Origin of the sequence: Acinetobacter sp. NIPH 2699, assembly GCF_022549355.1 — a bacterium.
In the GTDB taxonomy this organism is placed as follows: domain Bacteria; phylum Pseudomonadota; class Gammaproteobacteria; order Pseudomonadales; family Moraxellaceae; genus Acinetobacter.
Map to the genome: position 1 here is coordinate 280150 of NZ_JAKZGL010000003.1, position 21218 is coordinate 301367.

The 21218-nt window shown below is 40.4% G+C and carries 20 protein-coding genes; 18 read left to right on the plus strand and 2 right to left on the minus strand.

The genetic code is table 11. From position 1 onward, the window contains the following. The first annotated feature begins 108 nt into the window (after positions 1 to 108). The 17 genes from MMP72_RS04850 to rplS all read left to right on the plus strand — a co-directional run bounded on the left by MMP72_RS04850 (position 109) and on the right by rplS (position 17998). Complete coding sequence (locus tag MMP72_RS04850) at positions 109 to 597, plus strand: prepilin-type N-terminal cleavage/methylation domain-containing protein (RefSeq protein WP_241315064.1); 489 nt, start codon at positions 109 to 111, stop codon at positions 595 to 597. After that, the gene (gene pilV / locus MMP72_RS04855) at positions 597 to 1097 is read left to right on the plus strand and encodes a type IV pilus modification protein PilV (protein WP_241315065.1); all 501 of its coding nucleotides are present in this window, start codon (positions 597 to 599) and stop codon (positions 1095 to 1097) included. Before MMP72_RS04850 ends, pilV (MMP72_RS04855) begins: the two co-directional genes overlap by 1 nt. A 1-nt stretch (position 1098) precedes the next feature. Then, positions 1099 to 2232: a PilW family protein gene (locus tag MMP72_RS04860; RefSeq protein ID WP_277606323.1), complete on the plus strand. Its 1134-nt coding sequence runs from the start codon at positions 1099 to 1101 to the stop codon at positions 2230 to 2232. Further along, positions 2229 to 3017 carry a pilus assembly PilX N-terminal domain-containing protein gene (locus MMP72_RS04865; protein WP_241315067.1) on the plus strand — a complete coding sequence of 263 codons (789 nt, stop codon included), beginning with the start codon at positions 2229 to 2231 and terminating at the stop codon, positions 3015 to 3017. The genes MMP72_RS04860 and MMP72_RS04865 overlap by 4 nt, the downstream gene beginning before the upstream one ends. Positions 3018 to 3033: 16 nt before the next feature. Then, complete coding sequence (locus tag MMP72_RS04870; RefSeq protein WP_241315068.1) at positions 3034 to 6819, plus strand: PilC/PilY family type IV pilus protein; 3786 nt, start codon at positions 3034 to 3036, stop codon at positions 6817 to 6819. Positions 6820 to 6828: 9 nt separating this feature from the next. Continuing rightward, positions 6829 to 7326: a type IV pilin protein gene (locus MMP72_RS04875; protein ID WP_241315070.1), complete on the plus strand. Its 498-nt coding sequence runs from the start codon at positions 6829 to 6831 to the stop codon at positions 7324 to 7326. Then, positions 7320 to 7778 (plus strand): type IV pilin protein, encoded by a 459-nt coding sequence (locus tag MMP72_RS04880; protein ID WP_277606324.1) that lies wholly within the window; start codon positions 7320 to 7322, stop codon positions 7776 to 7778. Before MMP72_RS04875 ends, MMP72_RS04880 begins: the two co-directional genes overlap by 7 nt. A gap of 309 nt (positions 7779 to 8087) precedes the next feature. Next, positions 8088 to 8603 carry a GspH/FimT family pseudopilin gene (locus MMP72_RS04885; protein ID WP_241315071.1) on the plus strand — a complete coding sequence of 172 codons (516 nt, stop codon included), beginning with the start codon at positions 8088 to 8090 and terminating at the stop codon, positions 8601 to 8603. Continuing rightward, entirely contained in the window at positions 8600 to 9088 is a 489-nt protein-coding gene (gene pilV / locus MMP72_RS04890) for a type IV pilus modification protein PilV (protein WP_241315074.1), read from the plus strand. The genes MMP72_RS04885 and pilV (MMP72_RS04890) overlap by 4 nt, the downstream gene beginning before the upstream one ends. Position 9089: 1 nt before the next feature. Continuing rightward, positions 9090 to 10190 carry a PilW family protein gene (locus tag MMP72_RS04895; protein WP_277606325.1) on the plus strand — a complete coding sequence of 367 codons (1101 nt, stop codon included), beginning with the start codon at positions 9090 to 9092 and terminating at the stop codon, positions 10188 to 10190. Between the two features lie 2 nt (positions 10191 to 10192). After that, a complete protein-coding gene (locus MMP72_RS04900) occupies positions 10193 to 10927 on the plus strand; it encodes a pilus assembly PilX N-terminal domain-containing protein (RefSeq protein ID WP_241315076.1) in 735 nt (244 codons plus the stop codon). Between the two features lie 13 nt (positions 10928 to 10940). Beyond that, on the plus strand, positions 10941 to 15176 hold the full coding sequence (locus MMP72_RS04905) for a PilC/PilY family type IV pilus protein (RefSeq protein WP_241315078.1): 4236 nt from the start codon (positions 10941 to 10943) through the stop codon (positions 15174 to 15176). After that, positions 15160 to 15639 carry a prepilin-type N-terminal cleavage/methylation domain-containing protein gene (locus tag MMP72_RS04910; RefSeq protein ID WP_277606327.1) on the plus strand — a complete coding sequence of 160 codons (480 nt, stop codon included), beginning with the start codon at positions 15160 to 15162 and terminating at the stop codon, positions 15637 to 15639. The genes MMP72_RS04905 and MMP72_RS04910 overlap by 17 nt, the downstream gene beginning before the upstream one ends. A gap of 165 nt (positions 15640 to 15804) precedes the next feature. After that, entirely contained in the window at positions 15805 to 16062 is a 258-nt protein-coding gene (gene rpsP, locus MMP72_RS04915) for a 30S ribosomal protein S16 (RefSeq protein ID WP_241315165.1), read from the plus strand. Between the two features lie 20 nt (positions 16063 to 16082). Then, positions 16083 to 16631 (plus strand): ribosome maturation factor RimM, encoded by a 549-nt coding sequence (rimM, locus tag MMP72_RS04920; protein WP_241315082.1) that lies wholly within the window; start codon positions 16083 to 16085, stop codon positions 16629 to 16631. A 45-nt stretch (positions 16632 to 16676) separates the two neighbouring features. Continuing rightward, positions 16677 to 17414, plus strand: a complete 738-nt coding sequence (gene trmD / locus MMP72_RS04925; protein ID WP_241315084.1) for a tRNA (guanosine(37)-N1)-methyltransferase TrmD — start codon at positions 16677 to 16679, stop codon at positions 17412 to 17414. 212 nt (positions 17415 to 17626) lie between these two features. After that, entirely contained in the window at positions 17627 to 17998 is a 372-nt protein-coding gene (rplS, locus tag MMP72_RS04930; RefSeq protein ID WP_241315086.1) for a 50S ribosomal protein L19, read from the plus strand. A 53-nt stretch (positions 17999 to 18051) separates the two neighbouring features. Here the strand turns inward: rplS and MMP72_RS04935 are convergent, their stop codons facing one another. Together MMP72_RS04935 and MMP72_RS04940 are read right to left on the minus strand one after the other, a co-directional pair. Next, entirely contained in the window at positions 18052 to 19026 is a 975-nt protein-coding gene (locus MMP72_RS04935; protein ID WP_241315087.1) for a triacylglycerol lipase, read from the minus strand. 104 nt (positions 19027 to 19130) lie between these two features. Then, a complete protein-coding gene (locus tag MMP72_RS04940; RefSeq protein ID WP_241315089.1) occupies positions 19131 to 20177 on the minus strand; it encodes a lipase secretion chaperone in 1047 nt (348 codons plus the stop codon). A 137-nt stretch (positions 20178 to 20314) separates the two neighbouring features. On the opposite strand from MMP72_RS04940, the gene truB reads away from it, so the two are divergent. Then, a complete protein-coding gene (gene truB, locus MMP72_RS04945; protein ID WP_241315091.1) occupies positions 20315 to 21208 on the plus strand; it encodes a tRNA pseudouridine(55) synthase TruB in 894 nt (297 codons plus the stop codon). Positions 21209 to 21218 lie beyond the last annotated feature (10 nt).

Genomic DNA, 21218 nt, shown 5'->3' on the forward strand with positions numbered 1-21218 from the left:
AGTTACACTCCATCCGTTTTTTTTTGGTGCTTATCTGCTTTGTATTGGTTCTGTAAAAATAAAATTTAATATAGAGCTCATAAATTCAAGAAAAATTGGTACAAGGTCATGGGGAAAGGTCGGGGATTCACCTTAATTGAGTTGATGGTGACGATTGCTGTTTTGGCAATTGTTGCGATGATGGCTGTGCCTGCTTTTAATAGCATGATGTTGACACAGAATCTTAATAAAAGTACTCAGAATCTGATCTCAACTTTTAATGAAGCGCGTGCAAAAGCAGTGCTTGAGCGTAGTGCAATAAAAGTGGTGTTAAAGTCTGATTCAACTGGAACACCGATTGCAAACACAGCAATGCAATTTAACTGGCAACCTGAGTCTAAGAATGTTTTGTCTTCTAGTTCACCGACTGCACTTCTCTTTAATCTAAATGGTGGGGTTTGTATTGCAGACAACAGCACCCCCCCTGTCTGCCAACGATTAATTGATTCGAGTAGCGATGTATTTGAGATCTGTGATAAGGCAGGCGGAAATAAATCTAAAACAGTCAGTATATCCAAAATGGGAACGATTCAGCAGACGCAAGCGGGGACATGTTAATGAACGTGTTAAATCATCAACGTGGCGTCGGTCTCGTTGAAATATTAGTAGCATTGATGATTTTGGCGATAGGGGTATTGGGATTTGTTGCTTTGCAATACCGTGCATTGGAGGCAAGTGCAGAAAGTACATCTCGAGTGCAAGCCATTTCAATTGCTCGGGACCTAGCTGAAAGAATCCGCGTTAACCGTAATGCTTTCTCTGTTTATCAAGATGAGATGCAAACTGCATCTAAACAAAAAGTATTTCAAACCAACTGCACGTCTACAAGTTGTTCAGATACTGATTTAGCCGACTTTGATGTTTCTCAAGTAGTTAATCGGGCAGCGTCTCTTGGTATGACCATGAACATCATGGATTGTCAGAACACCAATAATAGAAGTTGCATTTATGTTGCATGGGGTGATTCAAGTGCCACAGATGGCAATGGTACTGGAGATTGTACAAATGGTAATGCCTATAACCCGACATCAACATGCGTGATTATGGAGACTTATTAATATGAACAATAATAAGTATTCTATACAAACTAATCTTCCAGCATATGAGCCAGTAAATCGACGATTTATCAAAGCCAGTTCAGGATTTACATTGGTAGAGCTCATGCTATCGCTAGCGTTAGGTTTGATTATTACCGCGGCTGCGATTTTATTGTTTTTGACAGGTCAAAGAAGTTTATCCATGCAACAAGGGGTATCTGATATACAGGATAATGCAAATTTTGGCTTAAATTACATTACCCAAGATATACGGTTAACCAATCTCAATAATTCAAAAGCAATTATTAATGATGAAACTGCTGCTGCGGGAATCGTATTAACATCCTCTGTTAATGCAACATTAGATGAAACGACTACACCAGCGACATCACTAAGTAACCTTAATCGATCAATTACGGGCACGACTGCAAATGTGAATTTACTTTCACGTAGTTCTGGAATGATTGCAGGTACGGCACCGATGTGGACTGGAGTATCTAATGTCACGATTGATGGTGAGGAGGCTGAAAGTGATCAATTGGTGATTCAATATGAACCTCTATACACACAAACTCGGGAAGGCGCTATTGATTATCTAGTTGGTGGGTTCGATTGTGAGGGAAATGCTTTAAAGTTTCGACTAGAACAAGATGTTGCAAATCCAGCGACACCTTTTGGTCGGCAAATTGTGGTACAGCGCTACTTCTTAAGAGAAGACAATAATAAACAAACCACTGAACCAAATCAGGCATTAGCTTTGGCATGTGATGCTGGTTATTACCCTGTCGATGGTTCACCTGTAAGTATTACCAATTATGGTGATGCGGGTGAAATCATTATGAAACGAGTAGATCACTTTAGAGTGCTATTAAATGTCCAAAGTGATGAGGTTGCAGGTCGTCGCTATGTATCAATCAATGATTATTTAAATCTTGCAGCGCCTCGTCCACGAATCGTATCTGTTCAATTAGGAATGTTGGTGCGTTCGGCACAATCTGTTGGTTCGGAAAGTGCCATAAAGAATGATCAGGAGTTTGTGGTGTTGGATCAAACAATCAAAGTAAAAACACCAGAAAATACAAGCACTAGATATGTGAGGCAAGTTGTATCTCAAACCATTGCTTTGCGTAATGTTTTTGGGGAGCGTGGTCAATGAAAAATAATCAGGTCGGTGCAACACTCATAGTCGTACTTATTTTTTTGGTGGCTATTACGGTGATTGGGACGATTGCCATTCGCCAGAGTATTGTGGGATTGAATATAGCAACAAATAGTCAGGTTGCACAGTTGGTTATGCAAAACTCAGACGCAGCATTCTTCAATGTTGAACATGCCGAGAATTTAGCCCAAAGCTTCAGTGTAAGTGGTATGTTTGGTTACATTAATAATGAAAGTGATAAAGATAAAGAGTTGGTATTTTGCTTTCGCGGTGATCAAGATAATTTCTTTGATATCAATAAAGTAAGTGTTATGCAGTGGGAGTCTGGTAAAACAAAGCCGACACATAATGCACTAGGAACAGATGGTTATTGTGATGCACGTACAAATGTTTCAGGAAACTGGTTTACCAGTGGGCGGAAAGCAGTCATGACCCAAGTTGCTGTGAAGTTTCCAACGGCTATCGAGCAAGATGCTTTTTATGACAGGCAGCGAGGCACAGATCCTAAAGAGGCGCAAATTGAAGATGCTAAACGCGTAAAAATTTTTGCTATTTCTTTAATGCCAAGCTTAACAAACGTAGATAGAAATTTGATTAACGTTTGTTTACAAGAGCGTATGAATGAACTTTCCATTCCTGATGATACTACAGTTCCTACGATTCCTTCAGGGACAGAAGATAAAGACAATCCGCTCAAGACAGCTACAGAATGTTTAGTAAGTTTGAATGTGCCGTTTACTACACACGTGAGTGAATACACGATTACCCAGAATTTCTCTTGAGTGGGAGTACATAAAGATGAAAAACAAAATGAAAGAAAGCAAACAGTCTAAGCTTTATTTTCAAAAGTTACTCGCAACGACTATTGCTGCTTTGAGTTCGGGAATGGTCATCACAAGTGTAGTCCAAGCCAGTGATATTGATATTTATCAGGAAGCAAAGTCTGGTGAAATTACTCTGATGCTTTTGCTGGATTTATCAGGCAGTATGAACCGCAATGCAAGTGGTGGTGGATCAGCATGTGATATACCAAGTGGTGTGAGCGCAAGTACAGTGAGAACCAGCACGACCGAGGTTTATATTTCTGGTGTAGCTGCTTATGAGCGTAGATGGTGCCAAAATGGTTCGTCTAATAGTGCTGCAAGATATTATGACCGAATCACGCGCTTAAAAGATGGATTGATTGATCTATTATATGGTAATACAAGCAAAAATATTGTGAGATTAACCGATGATAAGGTCATTGGTTTGTCAACATTTCAGGGAAATGATGGTTATATTCGGATACCAGCCCGCCCTTTGGGAGAGGTCGTTGGTGGAAAAACGCAAAGACAAATTCTGATTGATGAAGTTCGCGGTTTGGTTGCAGATAGTACTACGCCAACATTTAGAGCTTTTACAGATGTTGCATCTTATATGATGGGAACGAATACCCAACGAAGGGCACAGAGAAACAACAGCGTATACTATTTTAGCTATAACAATAGTGGTATCAAGTATAGAACCTGTACAGCATGGAATACGTCTGGGGCATGTACAACATTTGCTGCACAAGCGACAGCAAACCCAGTTCCATCGGGTTCTAATTTTCAACAGGTCGCTTGTTCATATCGCTTTAATACGACTAATGCTCAGAGTCCATTATCAAGTGGAGGAACGTTGTATAATGGTACTTGTTATCGTTCAGACTGGTCGATTAGTACAGCAACATCAAATAGTGGTTATCCAAAATCTTATAATGAAACTAAGGTAGTAGAAGAGTTCCGTTATCGTGCCCCTGAATCATTAACGCAGACAGAAGATATAAAAAAATGTAGTGGGCAGGGTATTTACGTCTTAACGGATGGTGAGCCGACTGATAGTCAGGCTCCTCAGGATTTAATGAGAAACGCTCTGAATGATCAGGGTTTTAGTTGCTCGTCTTCTTGGGGGGCAGGTAGTGACTGGAATTGTGCTTATACGTTCAATAATAATTTATTATTAAATAATAGCAGCAACAATCCATTAGCGTTAAAAATCAAAACAGCAATAGTAGGTTTTGGTTCATCTTTTAATAATGTGGAATCTTTTGATAAGTCAAAAACACAAGCTCAAAATATTGCGGCTTTAGGTACAATTAACACGAATGTAAAAAAAGCTGCGTATTGGGGGATTATTGGCGAAGGTGGTTGGTATTCAGGAAATAGTTCAGAAGATATTGTGAACAGTGTAAATTCATTCTTAGGTGATTTGGGTACAGTTATTCCAGCGGTAACAACAGGTTCACCTACAGTGCCCAAAGATAGATTAAATCCTGCTGTTTTACAGAAACAAGCTTATTTCCCACAGTTCCAACCTACACCTGATAAAACGTATCAGCTTTGGGCAGGGAACCTCAAAAAATACAATGTTGTAGCTGGTATTCTGAAAGATCAGGCAAGTAATAATATTGTCGATAGTCAAGGCCGAATCGTTGATAATTATGATTTATGGTCCCCAGCGGTCAGTACTAATCCAGCTATTAAAGATGCTGATGAGGATATTTATGGAAGTACAAAGTTTGCCTTAAAAGGTGGGGCTTGGTCGCAATTGAAACTTAAAATGGACACGGGTGCGACTGTTGATAATCGGAAATTATTGACCAATCGTATTGCAAATGGCACAGGAGTAGCTGCGACCTTTGTTACAGGAACAAGTTTACGGCGAATCAGTAGTACTGATTTAGTGGATACAACCTATAAAAATGATGCAAATCGTGGTTATTTGATGCAATTGTTAGGTTATAACGTGAACCCATCTAATCCCACGATTACAGCGGCTACACCTGAACTTCGCCAAGTAGGTGCTGTTATGCACTCCTCACCATTGTTAGTAACGAATAAAGGTAAGATTGTTTATAAAAATGGTGAGTTGAAAACAGAGAACCGTGAGGATTATGTTCTGTTTGGAACGACTCAAGGATTGTTACATGTGGTGGATGCTGAAACAGGGCAAGAAAAGTTTGCATTCGTACCGAATGAAATGATCGAAGGGCAAAAAGAAGCTTTTCAAAAGTATGATACGACCTCAGGTGGTTTGTCTAATTTATATTATGGTATTGATGGACCTTGGACAACATATACTGAATATGTGATTGATGGTTCTGGTAATTTAACCGTTGGTACAGGGAAAGGAATTGCTCAGAAAGGTAAACAACTTGCTTATGGTGGTTTGCGTATGGGCGGACGTAGTTACTATGCTCTAGATTTTCAGAATATTAATAATCCAGAGTTACTGTTCCATATTTCTCCAGACGATAGGAAAGTTTACAGTCGTGACGGTTCCATAACGACCTATAATGAATTAGGAGATATGGGACAAAGTTGGTCTAAACCTGCAATTACATGGGTTAAATGGAATAAGCAGCGTAAACGCGTTATGTTTGTAGGTGGCGGATATGATGCTGGCGGTCCTGATGGTAAAGCCAATACGGGGGGCTATGAAAATGACACATATAACCAAATCAATAGAAGAGGTGGTGGTGTCTATATGTTCGATGCTGACAATGGAAAATTACTCTGGTGGGCAGGTGCGAATACAACCGCGGCATCATCAAATGTTGTTAAGACAGCAGCAAGCGATTTAAAATATAGTGTAGTCAGTGAAATTCGTACCGAAGATCGTGATGGTGATGGTTTAGCTGATCATTTATATTTTGGCGATTTGGGGGGGCAACTGTTCCGTATTGATCTGGATAATAATGCGGTATCAACCAAAGATTTCGCTAAGACACCTCGACGCTTATTGAATCTAAATGCGGCAGAAAAGAGTCCACGTTTCTATGAGATGCCTTCTTTCTCAGTTTATGATTATGCAGGTCAAACTTTTGCTGTTGTATCGATTGGGAGTGGGAATCGTAGTTTGCCGCTAAAAGACTATACGGTGGGTACATCAGGCTATGATTATGATGCAGTATATAATATTTATGATCGTGATGTCGCTGCTCGCAATTTGTATAAATCTGGATATACATTTGTGACGCCAACATTAACGAAATCGGATTTAGGTGAGATTACTCAAAATAATCGTAATGATGATACTACTTTGGTTGCACCTTATCCGATGTCCTCAACTGCAAAACAAGGTTGGTATTATCGGTTTCAATCAAATAAATTGCAAAGTGCAAAAGTATTTTCGACACCAATTGCTTTGAATAATCGCCTATTCGTTTCTACATTTGATGGTAGTAAACCTGGTCTTTCAGGAGATTGTGGTGCAGGGGTGAAGGGTGAGAGTTTCTTAAACCAGTTCTGTTTGCCGTATGGTCAGTGTGATAAAAAATTAGCAACAGATTCAGGACTTTCTTGTAGTACTGGTGACGGTTGCTCATTAGGTGCTGGAATTCAATATACAGCAATTGTAGATGATGGAAACGAATGTGACCCTGCTGATCCAACATGTAAACCAAATGGTGGTGGTGGACCAAAGCCAGAAGATGGTAGCAACAATAAAAACTATTGTCTATCAACAGGGAATCGTGGCGCTACAATGGTAGGTGGGATTATCTCAACGGGTAGTAGTCGAATTTGCTTAGAGCCACAGCGTTGGTATGAACGTTCGAGATAGGGGTGAGCAATGCGAAACAAACGATTAACGCCCATACAAGGATTTACTTTAGTTGAATTGATGGTGGTAGTTGTTATTGTTGCAATTTTTGCAGCAATAGCGATACCAAGCTATCAAGAATATGTTCGACGTGCGATTGCTACACAAGCTCAACAAGAAATGCAACGTATATCAACTGAACTAGAGCGGAGTAAAACAAGAAACTTCAATTATTTGGGCTTTCCGAATACGGTTGTTTTACCTGTTGGTGCAACAGGTGCTGCAATTCAATATACGATTACTGTGAGTGATGGAACAGATGTTAGTAAATCGTTAACAGATAGCACTGCATCAGGACAAAGTTGGGTAATGCGTGGCATGTGGAAAGCAGCGGACACAACAAATGTTGATAACTTTAGTTTTCTGATGACCAGTTCTGGCGTACGCTGTAAAAACAAAACTAAAGCTAATATAACTGCTACTAATATAGATAATGCGACGTGTGGTACAGGGCGAGAAGAATGGTGAAGAAAACACAAGGTTTTACGCTTATTGAGTTAATGATTGTTGTTGCTATTATTGGAATATTAGCTGCGATAGCATATCCATCTTATCAAGAGCATGTACGTAAAACGAAACGTACTGATGCACAAGCAGATATGATCGAGCTTGCGAGTCGTTTACAACGTTATAAAATCGCCAATTTTACGTTCTTAAAACCAGATGGTACCGCTATTGGTCTAGCTGAAGTTGGTCATAGTGGCATCTTACCCCAGTCAGGAGGGGGAACTTTATACAATTTAGCTTTATCTAATGTAACGGCTGGTACTTGGACACTCACTGCAATTTCAACAGGAGGGCAGTTGGATGATGGGGATATTGTATTGAATCATAGAGGTGAGCGTTGCTGGGATCGGGGCAATAAAACCACAGGTGTAACATGTATTCCATCCGCAACTTCAAATTGGGATGGCCGCTAAGCCGTATCATCAATGTCATATCTAACAAAAGCAAATATCAGAAGGTATTTGCTTTTTTCTTTTTATAGCGTGGGTTAGATTGGTTTTTAATATGAAGGTCGTTTTTTATACTCAAAATAAGCTTAATTTTGTGACATATTTATCTCTATTTTTGTAAATACAGATTTGAATTAAATAATTTTGCAGTCATCTGACAATATCTACCTTTCATCCACAAAAAATAGATTTCATTACGTTTTGGTAGGAAATTGATAATTAAACATTAGAACATAAATCAAAACTATAAAAATTGTGCATATGGAGGGCGATATGCAACAAGTACATGGCTCCAAGCTTAACGCTTCATCTTGCACTCAAGCAACGTTTCACTTTGCGAATCCTCATTCAGGATTCACATTATTTGAATTGATTGTGACAATTACAATTATCGCAATCCTTGCAGTGATGGCCGCACCATCTTTTGCCAGTATGTACTCACGTCAAAAATTGGAATCGTCGGCACGTGACGTAGCAATGAAAGTATCTGAGGCCAGAGCCCAAGCCGTGATGCTCCGAGAACCAACAGGTATTTGTCTAAGTTCTTTATCAGAAGCTAATTGTTCAACAGCACTTACGATTACAGATACCAACAAGGATAGAATTTTTGTAGCTCATTTAGAAAAGGGCGTCACCGTTGATAGTCGTTCAGAAACTTATCTTAAATTTAGAAACAATGGCAGTGTAGCTACTGCCACCAATTTCATTTTATTGCGGGATGGCTTTTCTTATTGTATTGGTGTTGGGATAACAGGTGATACAACAATAAAAGAAGGAGCTTGCACATGAATTATAACAATCAAAAAGGTGTGGGTTTAGTTGAGGTTCTAGTTGCATTATTACTGCTAGCAATCGCCGTACTTGGTTTTGCTGCCTTACAGTTGAAAGCGGTTGATGCCAGTTTGGAAGCTAGTAAGCAAGTGATTGCATTGACGATTGCCCGTGATTTGGCTGAACGTATGAGAGTAAATCCTCAAGCTGTTAGAAATGGAAATTATAATGTTGGTGCGCTGACCATTCCGACAGTAGATGTTGCCACAGTAGCAGGAGATACTGCAAGTATTGCAGAACAAGATTTAAATAATGCGGCAGTACAAGCGAAGAATAATGGAATGAATCTGTCCATTGCCGACTGTCCAACTGGAAATACGCGGCAGTGTATTTATGTTGCATGGGAAGAGACCATTTTGTCTGACAGTCAAGGAGTAGAATCGTGCATTAAAGATGGTGTGTATGTAAAAGGATCATATTGTTTATTCTTGGAGGCTTATTAAAATGAAAAAAAGTCTCACAAATCCCTTTGAACAGAGTTCTTCGTCTTGCAGCCAGAGTCTTCGTACTCGAAGCATAGCTTCTCGTCTTGCGACTCGACCGAGCGTTGCTCGGTTTCATCGGGTCTCAGGATTTACCTTGATCGAACTGATGATTTCACTTGCGTTAGGTCTCATTATTGTTGCCGCCGCAATCCAGCTTTTTATTACTGGGGTAACAAGTTATAAGCTGCAAAAAGCGATGTCACACATTCAGGACAGTGCAAGTTTTGGTTTGAACTTTATTATTGATGATGTCCGTAAGGCTAATTTGAGCTCTCCAATCCCAGCTGTTAATGATCAAATTGCTTATTCTGGGATCATCCTGACATCGAATAATGTAGGGTCGAAAATCAATCTAAACTGTACAGCCTGTTTTTCTGATAATAAGCTAACGAGTTTTGGAAATGCGAATGTAGCAGGGCTAACCAATGACCAGCTATTAATTCGTTATCAGGCACCACATGGGGGCTTCGATTGTTCTGGAAATACATTAGCAAAAGATACATTCGTGGTGCAACGATATTATGTGGGTTCAACTTCAACAGATTTGCGCCGCTCTTTGCGTTGTCAGGCAGCCCAATATACGCAAGCCCAACTGGACCTCATCAGTGAAACAGATCCACCGTTATCATTAGACTGGCAAGATAGTCAGGTTATTTTACCGAATGTTGATTTTTTTCAGGTTCGTTTAGGTTATATCGATGGCGAACTGGATAATGCCGATAGCACACTCGCTTATACAGATATTAAGAACTATATGGCTTTGAGTGCTAAAAATAAAAATATTGATGGTGTAATACAGGCTGTACGCCCGCATGTCCATGCGATTCAACTTGGTGTATTGGTCCAATCGGCAGACACAGCTGGTAATCAAAACATTATTAAAGAAAGAAATAAAGAACCATTTCAGGTGCTCGGTATCAAGGTGACACTAACACCCACGTATCAAGATACTCGTTTACGCCAAGTTGTTGATCAGACCGTCTCACTTAGAAATGCAATGGGTTGGGTGACTGAAGGTTGCGATAGTAGTGCAACCTCAACATGTACTGGGGGGGCTTGAATATGATTCAGTATGAAAAAGGTTCGACGCTCATCATTGTATTGATGATCGTGTTGATGATTACGATTATAGGAACGCTCGCAATTCGCCAGAGTATTAGCTCATTAAAATTGGTGAGCAATAATCAAATGCAAACGTTGTTATTGCAAAACTCTGATGCTGCGTTGATGGCTTTTCAGGATCCTGCATTTCGACCGCATATTACCGCTACAAATGGAATTGTTGGATTTTTTAGAAATGAAAACCATAGAGAGGCCGAATTGGTATTTTGTTTTTCGGGAGCTGAGCCATTTCAATTAAGTAATGCAAGTTATCGTTTAAATAGCTCATCTTTCTTAAACATGGCAACGGGTGGCGGAGCATGTAATAACGACTCAGTGTCTAGTGGTCGTTCGGCAGTGGTAACGCAAGTTTATATCAAACGAGAGACAGAAGATCTATCAGTACCCTTTGCTGACCTTGCTCGTGGGACTGAAAGCTTAGGAGCAAAAACTGAAAACAACATCCGTTTACGTGTCTATGTGGTATCGGTGATGAAGGGATTGTTGTTCGATCCAAATAAGACGCTCTTTTTGGGGAGTACGGATACTAAACAGGGCTGTTTAACCAAAAGTATAGATAATGATGGCACAAATGAAGTGGCTGACTGCTTAAAGAATAATGAAGAAAGCCTTTTGTATAATATGCAAGTCGCGGAATATCGCTTCTTATCTGACTTTGAACCATCAGGTTCATAAGGGAGAAAGGGTCATGAATAATAATAAAATGAGAAAACTAACAAAACGTGAGCGTAAACAAAAAAATAGAACAAAAGGGTTATTGTTGAGTTGTACGGTGTTGTCGAGTTTTTTAGTGCTCTCTTCAGTTGCGTCTGCAAGTGATATTGAGATTTATCAGCAAAATAGTAGTAGTAATACAATTATGTTGATGGTGGATTTATCCCAAAGTATGGGAGCTGATCCCATTGCAGATTTACAGCGTGACTATCCGTTGTGTTTAAGTGGCAGTCTACTTGGCAATGTCACCAGTTTATTGGGCAATATCGCTACGGTTGATCTTAATTTATTGGGTTTGGTGAAATTGAATACTGGTGCGTCAACAGATCCACATTCCTGTTACATTCCTTCATTGCTGGTAACGCAAATTTTAGAAGGTGTTGATGGTATTACCAATCCTATTTTAGGCGCAGATTTACTCGGTCTAAGAGGGTCCGTGCAATATATTAAAGACAGTTGTGAGCTGGTTGAGAATCCACCGTTGGCAATTGCAGGCCCAGCTTATCGTTGTTACAACCGTTTGTACCGTGTTAAACAAGCAATCCATGATGTGATTGACGGTAACTCTGGAAAAGGGATTGATGCTTTACCTGATAACGTTTCTGTGGGTCTATCTGTTTTTCCAGCCATGAATCAATCAGGCACTGGAAAAAATGAGTTGGCAGGTATGATTGCAGTTGAAGCAAAGCCGCTTGATGCCGCACAACGTGCCAAAATTAAAGCAAAAATAAGTGAAGTGAGCAGTGTCGATCCCGCGGCTAGTATTACCACAAAAGTGAATGAGCTGGTTGGAAAACTCTTGGCGCTTGATCTTGTTGGCTTGATTGTTGGTGCTTTAGGTACGATTCCGACTTTAATTAATGATTTAAAAAACCTTGCTGGCTTAAGCACACCGACAGCCACAGCCTATGCTGAAACTGGTGCTTATTTGCTCAGTAATACCACTAAAGGTACTGGGATTGTTGAAGTTGGTCGTGCAAGAAAAATAGAAATAAGCCTTTTAGGTATTGGATTGATAAAATTAGGGGAGTATCAAGAATGTAGTACACTTGATGAGGTAGGAAAGTGTGTTAACTGGTCGGCTGCTTTTAGGGATAGTAGTTTATTAGGTCTAGGCGGAAATGCGCCTGGTTGGTATAAAAATCAATGTACATCAACAAATAGTACAAATTGCCATGATTTACCTACGACTGGTACATCTTTGATTGGTTTAGAACTCAATCAATGGAAATCTTTCTATCGTTATAATGAGAATCTTCAATATGCATCTGCATATAGTGGTTTTCCTGTCTCGACGACTGCGAGCCGGTTAGGGAATCGTTATGTTGGGCCGCCTGCAACGAGTGCTGAGTGTAGCGCCAAAGGCTTGTATGTTTTAACTGGCAGTATTCCAGATTTAAATCCAAATCTACTCGATGGATTATTAGGGGGAGCAACAAGAGAGCCTTTTAACACCAGCAATAATCCTGTTCGTAAATTAATGAGTCGATCATTAGACCCATCCAGTAGTACCATTTTTAATTGTGGCACTGTTCCGAGTGGCTGGACAAATGGTTCAACATCTGCGACATGGTCTTGTATTGCCAATTATGCAGGTATTCTAAAAGAAGGTACTTATAATAATGGCGTTGGTATAAAAACAGGTGTTGGCGGAATCGGCCGTGACTTTGCTCATATTCCGAATGCCAAAACATCAGAGGAATTAGGGACGATTCAAGCACCGAAAACTGTTTTATCAAGTCTACTACAACCCGTAGCAAACATTGTAAAAGCATTAAACCCTGTTCTATCGTTGCTTGGTTTAGGGGATTTACTTGAAAAGCTTAATAAAATACTCAATAACGTCTTGCCTGTACCTTTAGATCAAGCTGCTTATAATGCAGATGTCGCAAACTTGGCTCGTTGGGGCGTGCATGGAGGCGGCGGTTGGTATCAACTATCTAGTGCCCAAAGTATTGCTGAGGGGATTTTGGATTTTAACCAAAGCCTTGTTGAAATGGAGTCAGATCCAATTGGTTTGCAAACGCTTCCTGCTGATCCGCTGACACCATACCGTATGACCAATGATGTCTATAAAAGTATGTTTGAACCGACTGAAAAAGCCAGTTGGTTGGGGAACTTTAAAAAATATTATACCCAAGATGATAATTCTGTTTATAAGCTTAAAGATGCATGGAGTGCAAGTGCATCTGGTTACGACGTAAAAGATTGGAATAAAGGTGGTCTGCTCGCCAAACTTGAGAATTTGAGTACGATTGAAAATACGACTGGACGTACCTTACTGATTAACCGTGATTGTGAAAATGATGGTAATGGTAATATTCGGTTTACTGCTACACGTCAACTTAAGGCAATTGATAATCATTATTTAGATACTTCAAATCTAGCTCGTTGTGTACTTGATCCAAATACGCGAGATAATGTGAATGATGAAGATTATTATCTTATGAGTTTATTAGGTTATAAGTTAGAAAAAGGGGCAACAGCTGGAGATTTAACTGAAGTCAATCGCATCAATTGGCAAGTGGGGATGAATCTGCATTCTACACCAATAAAATTGACTCAAGAGGCGACTTTTGACGCAAATGGTGATGTTGTTGAGGATACACGAAAAGATTATATGTTGTTTGGTACCACACAAGGTCTACTTCATGTGGTTGATGCTGAGACAGGAAAAGAGCAGTTCGCTTTTGTTCCAAATGAAATGCTTGAAAATAGCCGACAAAGGAATGCTTTCTTAAAAGAAAAAACAGGTCTCAAAGCCAATATGGCATACGGCATAGATGGGGCTTGGACCTTATATAGCGAATATGTCTATGGCATGAAAAAGGGCAGTAATGGGAGTAGTAAAGTTGTAGTCACCGTTGGTTCAACAGACTCATCAAACAGTAAAGCACCAAAGGGAAAACAAATTGTTTATGGTGGCTTACGGATGGGTGGGCGAAGCTATTACGCACTTGATCTGGTTAACTTAAATACCCCAAAACTTAAATTTCATATTGATCCTGAGCATAGACGTATTATTAATCAAGATACGATTATAGATGATGCAAATACGCAAGCCGCCTTAAGCCAAATGGGGCAGAGTTGGTCAAAACCAACCATTACTCAGATCGCATGGAATGGCGAGTTGAAACGCGTCATGATCGTTGGTGGTGGTTATGACGCTCGGTATGAAGATCAAAACTATACACATCAAGCGAATGAAAAGGGTGCTGGTGTGTATATGTTTGATGCTGAAAATGGCGCACTTTTATGGTGGGCCAGTGCCAATACTGAAAGCAGCTTAACGATTGAAGCGATGAAATATAGTGTGGTGAGCAGGATTAATATCGCAGATCGTAATGGTGATGGTTTGACCGATCATCTTTATTTTGGGGATTTGGGTGGACAGGTTTGGCGTATAGATTTTGGCTCTAATTTAGGTGTTGGCAATAACGCTGGATTTGCTCGCCTTATTTTTAAAAATTCCAATGAACGTTTTTATGAAGCGCCTAACTTTAGTGTGTATGGTTATGAACAGCCACGTGCAGTCATTAGCATTGCCTCAGGAAACCGTAGTCTTCCCTTTAGTGATAAAACCTCAACCAGTACGATTTATAATCTTTTCGATCGAGAAGTGATACACCCTAATTTTAAATTTGAAGACCGTAACACGGCAGCAAAATTTTTATTAAGCGATTTAGAAGAAATGAAAATTGCTGATTTGAATGGTGTAGCTTTAACTTTGGTTGACTTACAGGCTTCAGGCAATAAGCGTGTGCAAAATGGTTGGTATGTATCTGCTGAAACAGTGATTGGCAAGCAACTTGATCCAAATGGTAATGAAAAGCAGATAACCAATACAGCAGCCAGTAAAGTATTGGGTGAAATGGTGGTGATGAATAAGAGCTTATATGCCAGTGTTTATAATCCAAACGGTACAACAGATGGTTGTCGGGTACAAGCGCAAGGCATCACTACGGTACAACGTTATTGTCTACCTTTTGGTGTTTGTGAGCAAAATGTTACCGAAATGAGCTTTGGTGCAGGACGAGGTATTGTTGATGTGATGGCGGGTGTTGGTACGGGGCTTGACCAGAAAAATGAGTTGACACGCCAAATTTTAAATCCAAGTGCCAAAGATAGCATCGTAGGTGGAAATGCAATGCCAACCAACACCATGCGCCGTCAACTTGTACCATTAAAATGGTATGAAAGTAATGAATAAACAATGCGCATTTACACTTATTGAACTCATGGTTACAGTCGCGATCATTGCTATTCTGGCAGTAATCGCGATACCCAGCTATGACATTTATATGCGCCGAGCCGATTTATCAACGGCACAACAAGAAATGCATAAAATCGCTGCTTTATTAGAAAAGCATCGAACACGTAACTTTAGTTATGAGGGTTTCGTATTGAAAGGAACATCGACAAATAAAGGCCCTTATTTTGATGTTTCAAATGCAACCAATACAACTTTGCTTATTCCTTTGGATAAGACAACTGGAAATCAAAAATTCACATTGATTTTGACAGTGGATTCACAGGCTTGGTCACTCAAAGCTGAAAGTCAAAGTCCCCGTAATTATTCCTTATTATTCACCAGTATTGGCATAAAATGTAAAACTAAAACTCCAGCCAATATGACCAACCAAAGTTGTGGTGCGGAATCGGAAGATTGGTAATAAATTGGGATTTCAATCATTTAAATTCAAAGCTGCGGATAACTTAATATTTGATCTTTCTTTCAGTGTAAATTTAACGTAGAATGTCGCCCTCTATTAAAGGGGTTTGAAATGCTGTCGATGGTCGGCACAGGGATAATCCGTAAAAACTATAAGGTTGTTCTCATGGTTGTTATTCGTTTAGCGCGCGGTGGTGCAAAAAAACGTCCGTTCTATCAAATTATTGTGACTGATAGCCGCAATGCACGTGATGGTCGTTTCATCGAACGTATCGGTTTCTTTAACCCAACTGCACAAGGTCAAGCTGAAAAAGTTCGTTTAGATGCTGATCGTTTTGCACACTGGGTTGCTCAAGGCGCTCAACCTTCTGAGCGTGTTGCTTCTTTAGCTGCTCAAGCTAAGAAAGCTGCAGCTACTGCATAAATTATTGTAGTAGGTAGCCCATGACACCAATACAGAATGTACCAGAAGATCGTATTCAGATTGGACAGTTACGTTCAGCTTATGGATTAAATGGGTGGCTCTGGGTTTATTCAAATACTGAACCTATGAGCAATATGTTTGACTACCTGCCTTGGTATATTGAGACGAAGGCAGGTTGGCAAACAACTGATGTGAAACGTTGGAAACCACATGGCAAAGGCTTGGTTGTTGCGTTAAAAGGTGTAAATGATCGCACTGGCGCTGAAAACCTAGTTGGCGCAAATATCTGGATTGCCAAATCACAGCTCCCAAAAGCAGATGTAAACGAGTATTACTGGTCTGATCTGAAAGGTTTAACAGTGTTAGGTCTTGATGATGAAGAACAGGAAGTTAATCTTGGTCAAATCTATGAGCTGTTTGAAACGGGTGCCAATGAAGTCATGGTTGTAAAAGCAACCCTTGATAGCATTGACTCTGAGGAGCGTATGATTCCTTGGCACAAAGATGTGGTACAACGCGTTGATCTTGAAGCTGGTCGTATTTACGTCAATTGGGGCGTAGATTACTAATCCTCTAGAGGATAGTCGCGCAGCAGGATAATAAAGGAGTCTGCGGTGTTTTTTGCAGTCATCACATTATTTCCTGAGATGTTCGACGCGATTACAGCGTACGGGATTAGCGGGCGTGCGGCGAAACGTGACATCGTGCAAGTCACTTGCATCAACCCACGAGATTTTGCTGAGGGCAACTACAAACGAGTGGATGAACGTCCATTCGGTGGTGGTCCTGGTATGGTAATGATGGCCGAGCCTTTGGCGAAAGCGATTTGCCATGCTAAACAACTTGCGATGCAAGCAGGCTGTGTTCATGCTCCTGTGGTGTATATGTCACCACAAGGGCAAACCTTAAATGAACAGGCAGTACAACAATTTGTCGACTATGATGGCTTGATTGTATTGTGTGGGCGTTATGAAGGGGTCGATGAACGTTTAATCCAACATTATGTTGATCAAGAATGGTCAATTGGGGATTACGTTTTATCGGGTGGTGAACTCCCTGCGATGGTGTTATTAGACAGTATTATTCGTCGGTTGCCGAATGTGATGTCTGATGAGCAGTCGGCAATACAAGATTCTTTTGTGGATGGTCTATTGGACTGCCCACAATATACCAAGCCTGACCATTTTGAAGGTTTGGATGTGCCTGAGGTTTTAAAATCAGGACATCATGCCAATATTGAGAAATGGCGGTTTTTGCAGCGTTATCAACGAACTTTAGATCGCCGACCAGAGTTGGTGGAAAAAGTTGAGTTGACCAAGCAGCAAAAAAAATGGCTGGTAAATAAAGATTAGCAGAGAGATATCTTTGCACAGAGGAATGAAAGGTCCTCAACCAGACAAGAAGCGATGCTTTGAGTTGAGACTTAAACTGAGTTTAAGTTTAAATAGGCTCTTGAAGGCAGTCTGTTTTCAAGAGAAAGTTAAACGGGTCGATATGCGCTTTAGCCTCTATCCCCAGCGGTGTAAGAGACCTCTTCTCTCCCGCAATTATGGAGATTCCCACAATGAGTGGTAAACATCCTTTAGTTCAAGTAATTGAAAATGCACAGTTAAAAACTGATATCCCAGCTTTTGCTCCAGGCGACACAGTTATTGTTTCTGTAAAAGTAAAAGAAGGTAACCGTGAACGTCTTCAGGCATATGAAGGTGTTGTGATTGCGAAGAAAAACCGTGGCTTGAACTCAGCTTTCACTGTTCGTAAAATTTCTAGTGGTGTTGGTGTTGAGCGTGTTTTCCAAACTCACTCTCCAATCGTTGCTAAAATTGAAGTGAAACGTCGTGGTGATGTACGTCGTGCGAAACTTTACTACCTACGTGGATTGACTGGTAAAGCTGCTCGTATTCGTGAAAAATTACCAGCGCGTAAACAAGGTTAATCTTTGTTTAAATGCAAAAAAATGCGCCAATAGGCGCATTTTTTTATGTCAGTTTATAGTCCTTGTAATTTGAGACGGTTGGCGTGTTGACGGTAAATATCAACAGGATTCGGGGCAAAGATTGATCTCAATCCGAGTACTTGATTGACCTCATCGGCATGATTCCAATATAAATTATCTCGAATAGTCCGCCCGAATTTCGCACTACAGCGGCTGACCATACCATCATTATCACCTTTCGGATCAACAATCAGACTTGTTCCACCAAACATCAGATCAAGAGGATCAAGTAGGTTGGTCACAGGCTGCGTTCCTGAAAAAGAATACAGATAGATGCCGTTCTCTTGATAGGCTCCTTCACCACAGGCTGTGGTTGGAACACCCATAGGAAACTGTGCATTAAACTGAGCTGAGCCTTCTACCGAAATACTATGCCCCGCTGCTGCGGCATCATGTGGATAGCTTTTTGGGTCGAGTCCCTGTGCCCACACGGTTGCAGCCGAGAAAAAGTTGGTCATGGCAATCCCTGCATGACCCAAAATTGTTCCATTACTTTTCATGAGTAGACTGGCAACAGGTGAGCCTTTATGTGTTCCACTCACACTGGTTAAAGAGGCTACGGCGTCAGGTTTCATTGCCGCAACATAACGTGAGGTAGGACCACCTTGGCTATGGGCAATGAAATTCACTTTTTGGGCCCCAGTGATCGCGAGGATTTCCTCAGTTTGCTGTAGCAGTTGTTCACCACGGATTTCATTGGAATTAAAGGGTGAAAGACGTGCTGCCCAAACATTTGCGCCGTTTCGAGCAAGATCAGGTAAAATCTGATGCCAGTAATCTACACCTAAAGGATCACTGCCAACACGAGAAAATCCAGCGACACCATGCACAAAAATGATTGGGTATTTGGTTTGGGCATAGTTGGAGTGAATAGCATTTACTTTCACTTGTGTTGCATTGGAGGCATAACTGTTGGATATACCCATTGCTATCATCGAGATAGCTAGGTAGCGAATAAGTTTTTGCATTGTATTACTCTCAATTTTTTGTTTTCATTTGGGTCTTAATGTGATTGCGAACTTCACATTGCTTCCGTGCTCAATAGCGTTATTGCAATGTTTTATCGTACGTGCTAATTACTAAATGGCAGTGTTCCTCCTTGATCATAGACTGTTTCAAAAGTTTGTAAGCGTCGTTGTTCCTGTACAGATTGAAACTGTTGTTGTTGGATTTTTTGAATGCTTTGTACTTTAGCCGATGAACTCATATTGCTATCAAGAATACTTTGACGCTCATTCAGATAATGCTGTACGCGTTGTTTCCAGTCTGATCTTTGTTGATCGAGTTGTTCTAAACGTCGAGTTGCTGCTTCACCGACTCGGCTGACACGCATATTGCGTAGCTCTTGGGCTGAACCATGTCGCGCTTGAATCTGTGCTGTTAAAGCCCGTAAATCCTCTAATTGGGATAATGCTTTGAGGTTCTCTTGCCATTGCTGAGGTAATTGGTCAAAACGTTGTTGTAATCGTTGTGCTTTGGCTGCTTCACTCAGTTTGGCGTCTTCCAAAATTTTCATGCGATCTAGCATATATTGTTGATAAATATCTTCTGTACCAAATAAACCTTGTATTTCCATGCTGGAAAAAAAATGTTGTTTTAAATCGTGCATTGCATTAAAAACGCTTTGAAAGTAATCCACATTTTCTTGTGTAGGTTGATCGACTTGTAATTGAGCAAGTTTTTGTCGGTAGTCTAAATAACGTGTCCATAGCGCCAGAATTTGTTGCTGTTGTGCTGCTTGAAAATGTTGAACAAGATAGAGCTGAAAATGATGCCGAATTTCGTTGATATTTCGTTCCCCATATTGTGAAATAAAATATTCGAAACAGTTTCGAGTTTGTTCGTTTATGATCAAACGCTGTGAGGCATTAAACTGCAATTGACAATTTGTTGCGGTGTCTAATTGACTTATACTGCGAAAATCATCCTCAAATTTGTTCTCAGCTTTCTGTGGAGTATCATGAGATAGGTGCTGATCTTGTGTGTGACTTGATTGCTGTACTGAGTTGGATACAGTTTTTGCTTGTTTGGGATATAACCCATACAACACCAGCAGCAGTAGTACCGAAATGATAAATACCCCATAGCGTCTGCTGATCTTTTTCCCATTTTTGTTCATTAGATATCATCCATTTTCTTTTTGTTTTCGAAAACGAAAAGAAATCTAGCACAATAGTTGTTTTTTTAAACAGCTAATTTTTAAAAATCCGATGAATAGTTTTGCTAAAATGTATCTTTGTATTTCGACTTTTATTTATGAAAAAAAGTGCTTATCGTCATCTCAGTGGTGTGTTTTTATTAAATAAGCCTTTAGGGATCAGTTCAAACTCAGCATTGCAAAAAGTACGTCGACTTTTTAATGCTCAAAAAGCAGGACATACAGGGTCTTTAGATCCGTTGGCAACAGGACTATTGCCAATCTGCTTGGGGGAAGCAACCAAGTTCTCGCATTATTTATTGGATTCAAGCAAGCGTTATCAAACTACAGTCAAGTTAGGGCAAACGACAACGACTGGTGATGTCGAAGGTGAAATTCTCCAGCAGAGAGAAGTACTACCTTTAACCCAAGAAAGCATTGAACAGGTTTTGGCACAATTCCGTGGTGATATTCAGCAAATTCCACCGATGTATTCCGCTTTAAAACGCGATGGACGACCGCTGTATGAGCTGGCACGTCAAGGCATTGAGATTGAGCGTGAAGCGCGTCCAGTGACGATTTACGACTTGAGCCTGATTGATTTTAATGAAGATAGTTTAACGCTAGATGTAAGGTGTTCTAAGGGCACTTATATCCGTGTGCTTGGTGAAGACATTGGTGAAGCCTTAGGGTGTGGTGGGCATTTAACGAAATTGCACCGTACCCAAACAGGTCATTTTGAGATCAATCCAAGCTATACCATTGAATATTTAGAAAGCCTCTCGCAACAAGACCGAGATGCGTTATTACTTCCTGTGTATGCACCTATTGAGCATTTTCCTAGAGTTCAGTTACCAGAAGGACGTGAAAAATATTTTGGTAATGGTCAGGAAAGTAATATTGAACATGAGGCCGTTGCGGAAGTATTGGTCTTTGATGGCGAACGTTGTTTGGGGTTGGCTGAAATCACCGATAAGAAACGTCTCGTGCCAAAACGCCTTTTGAATTTGTAGAGTAAGCATT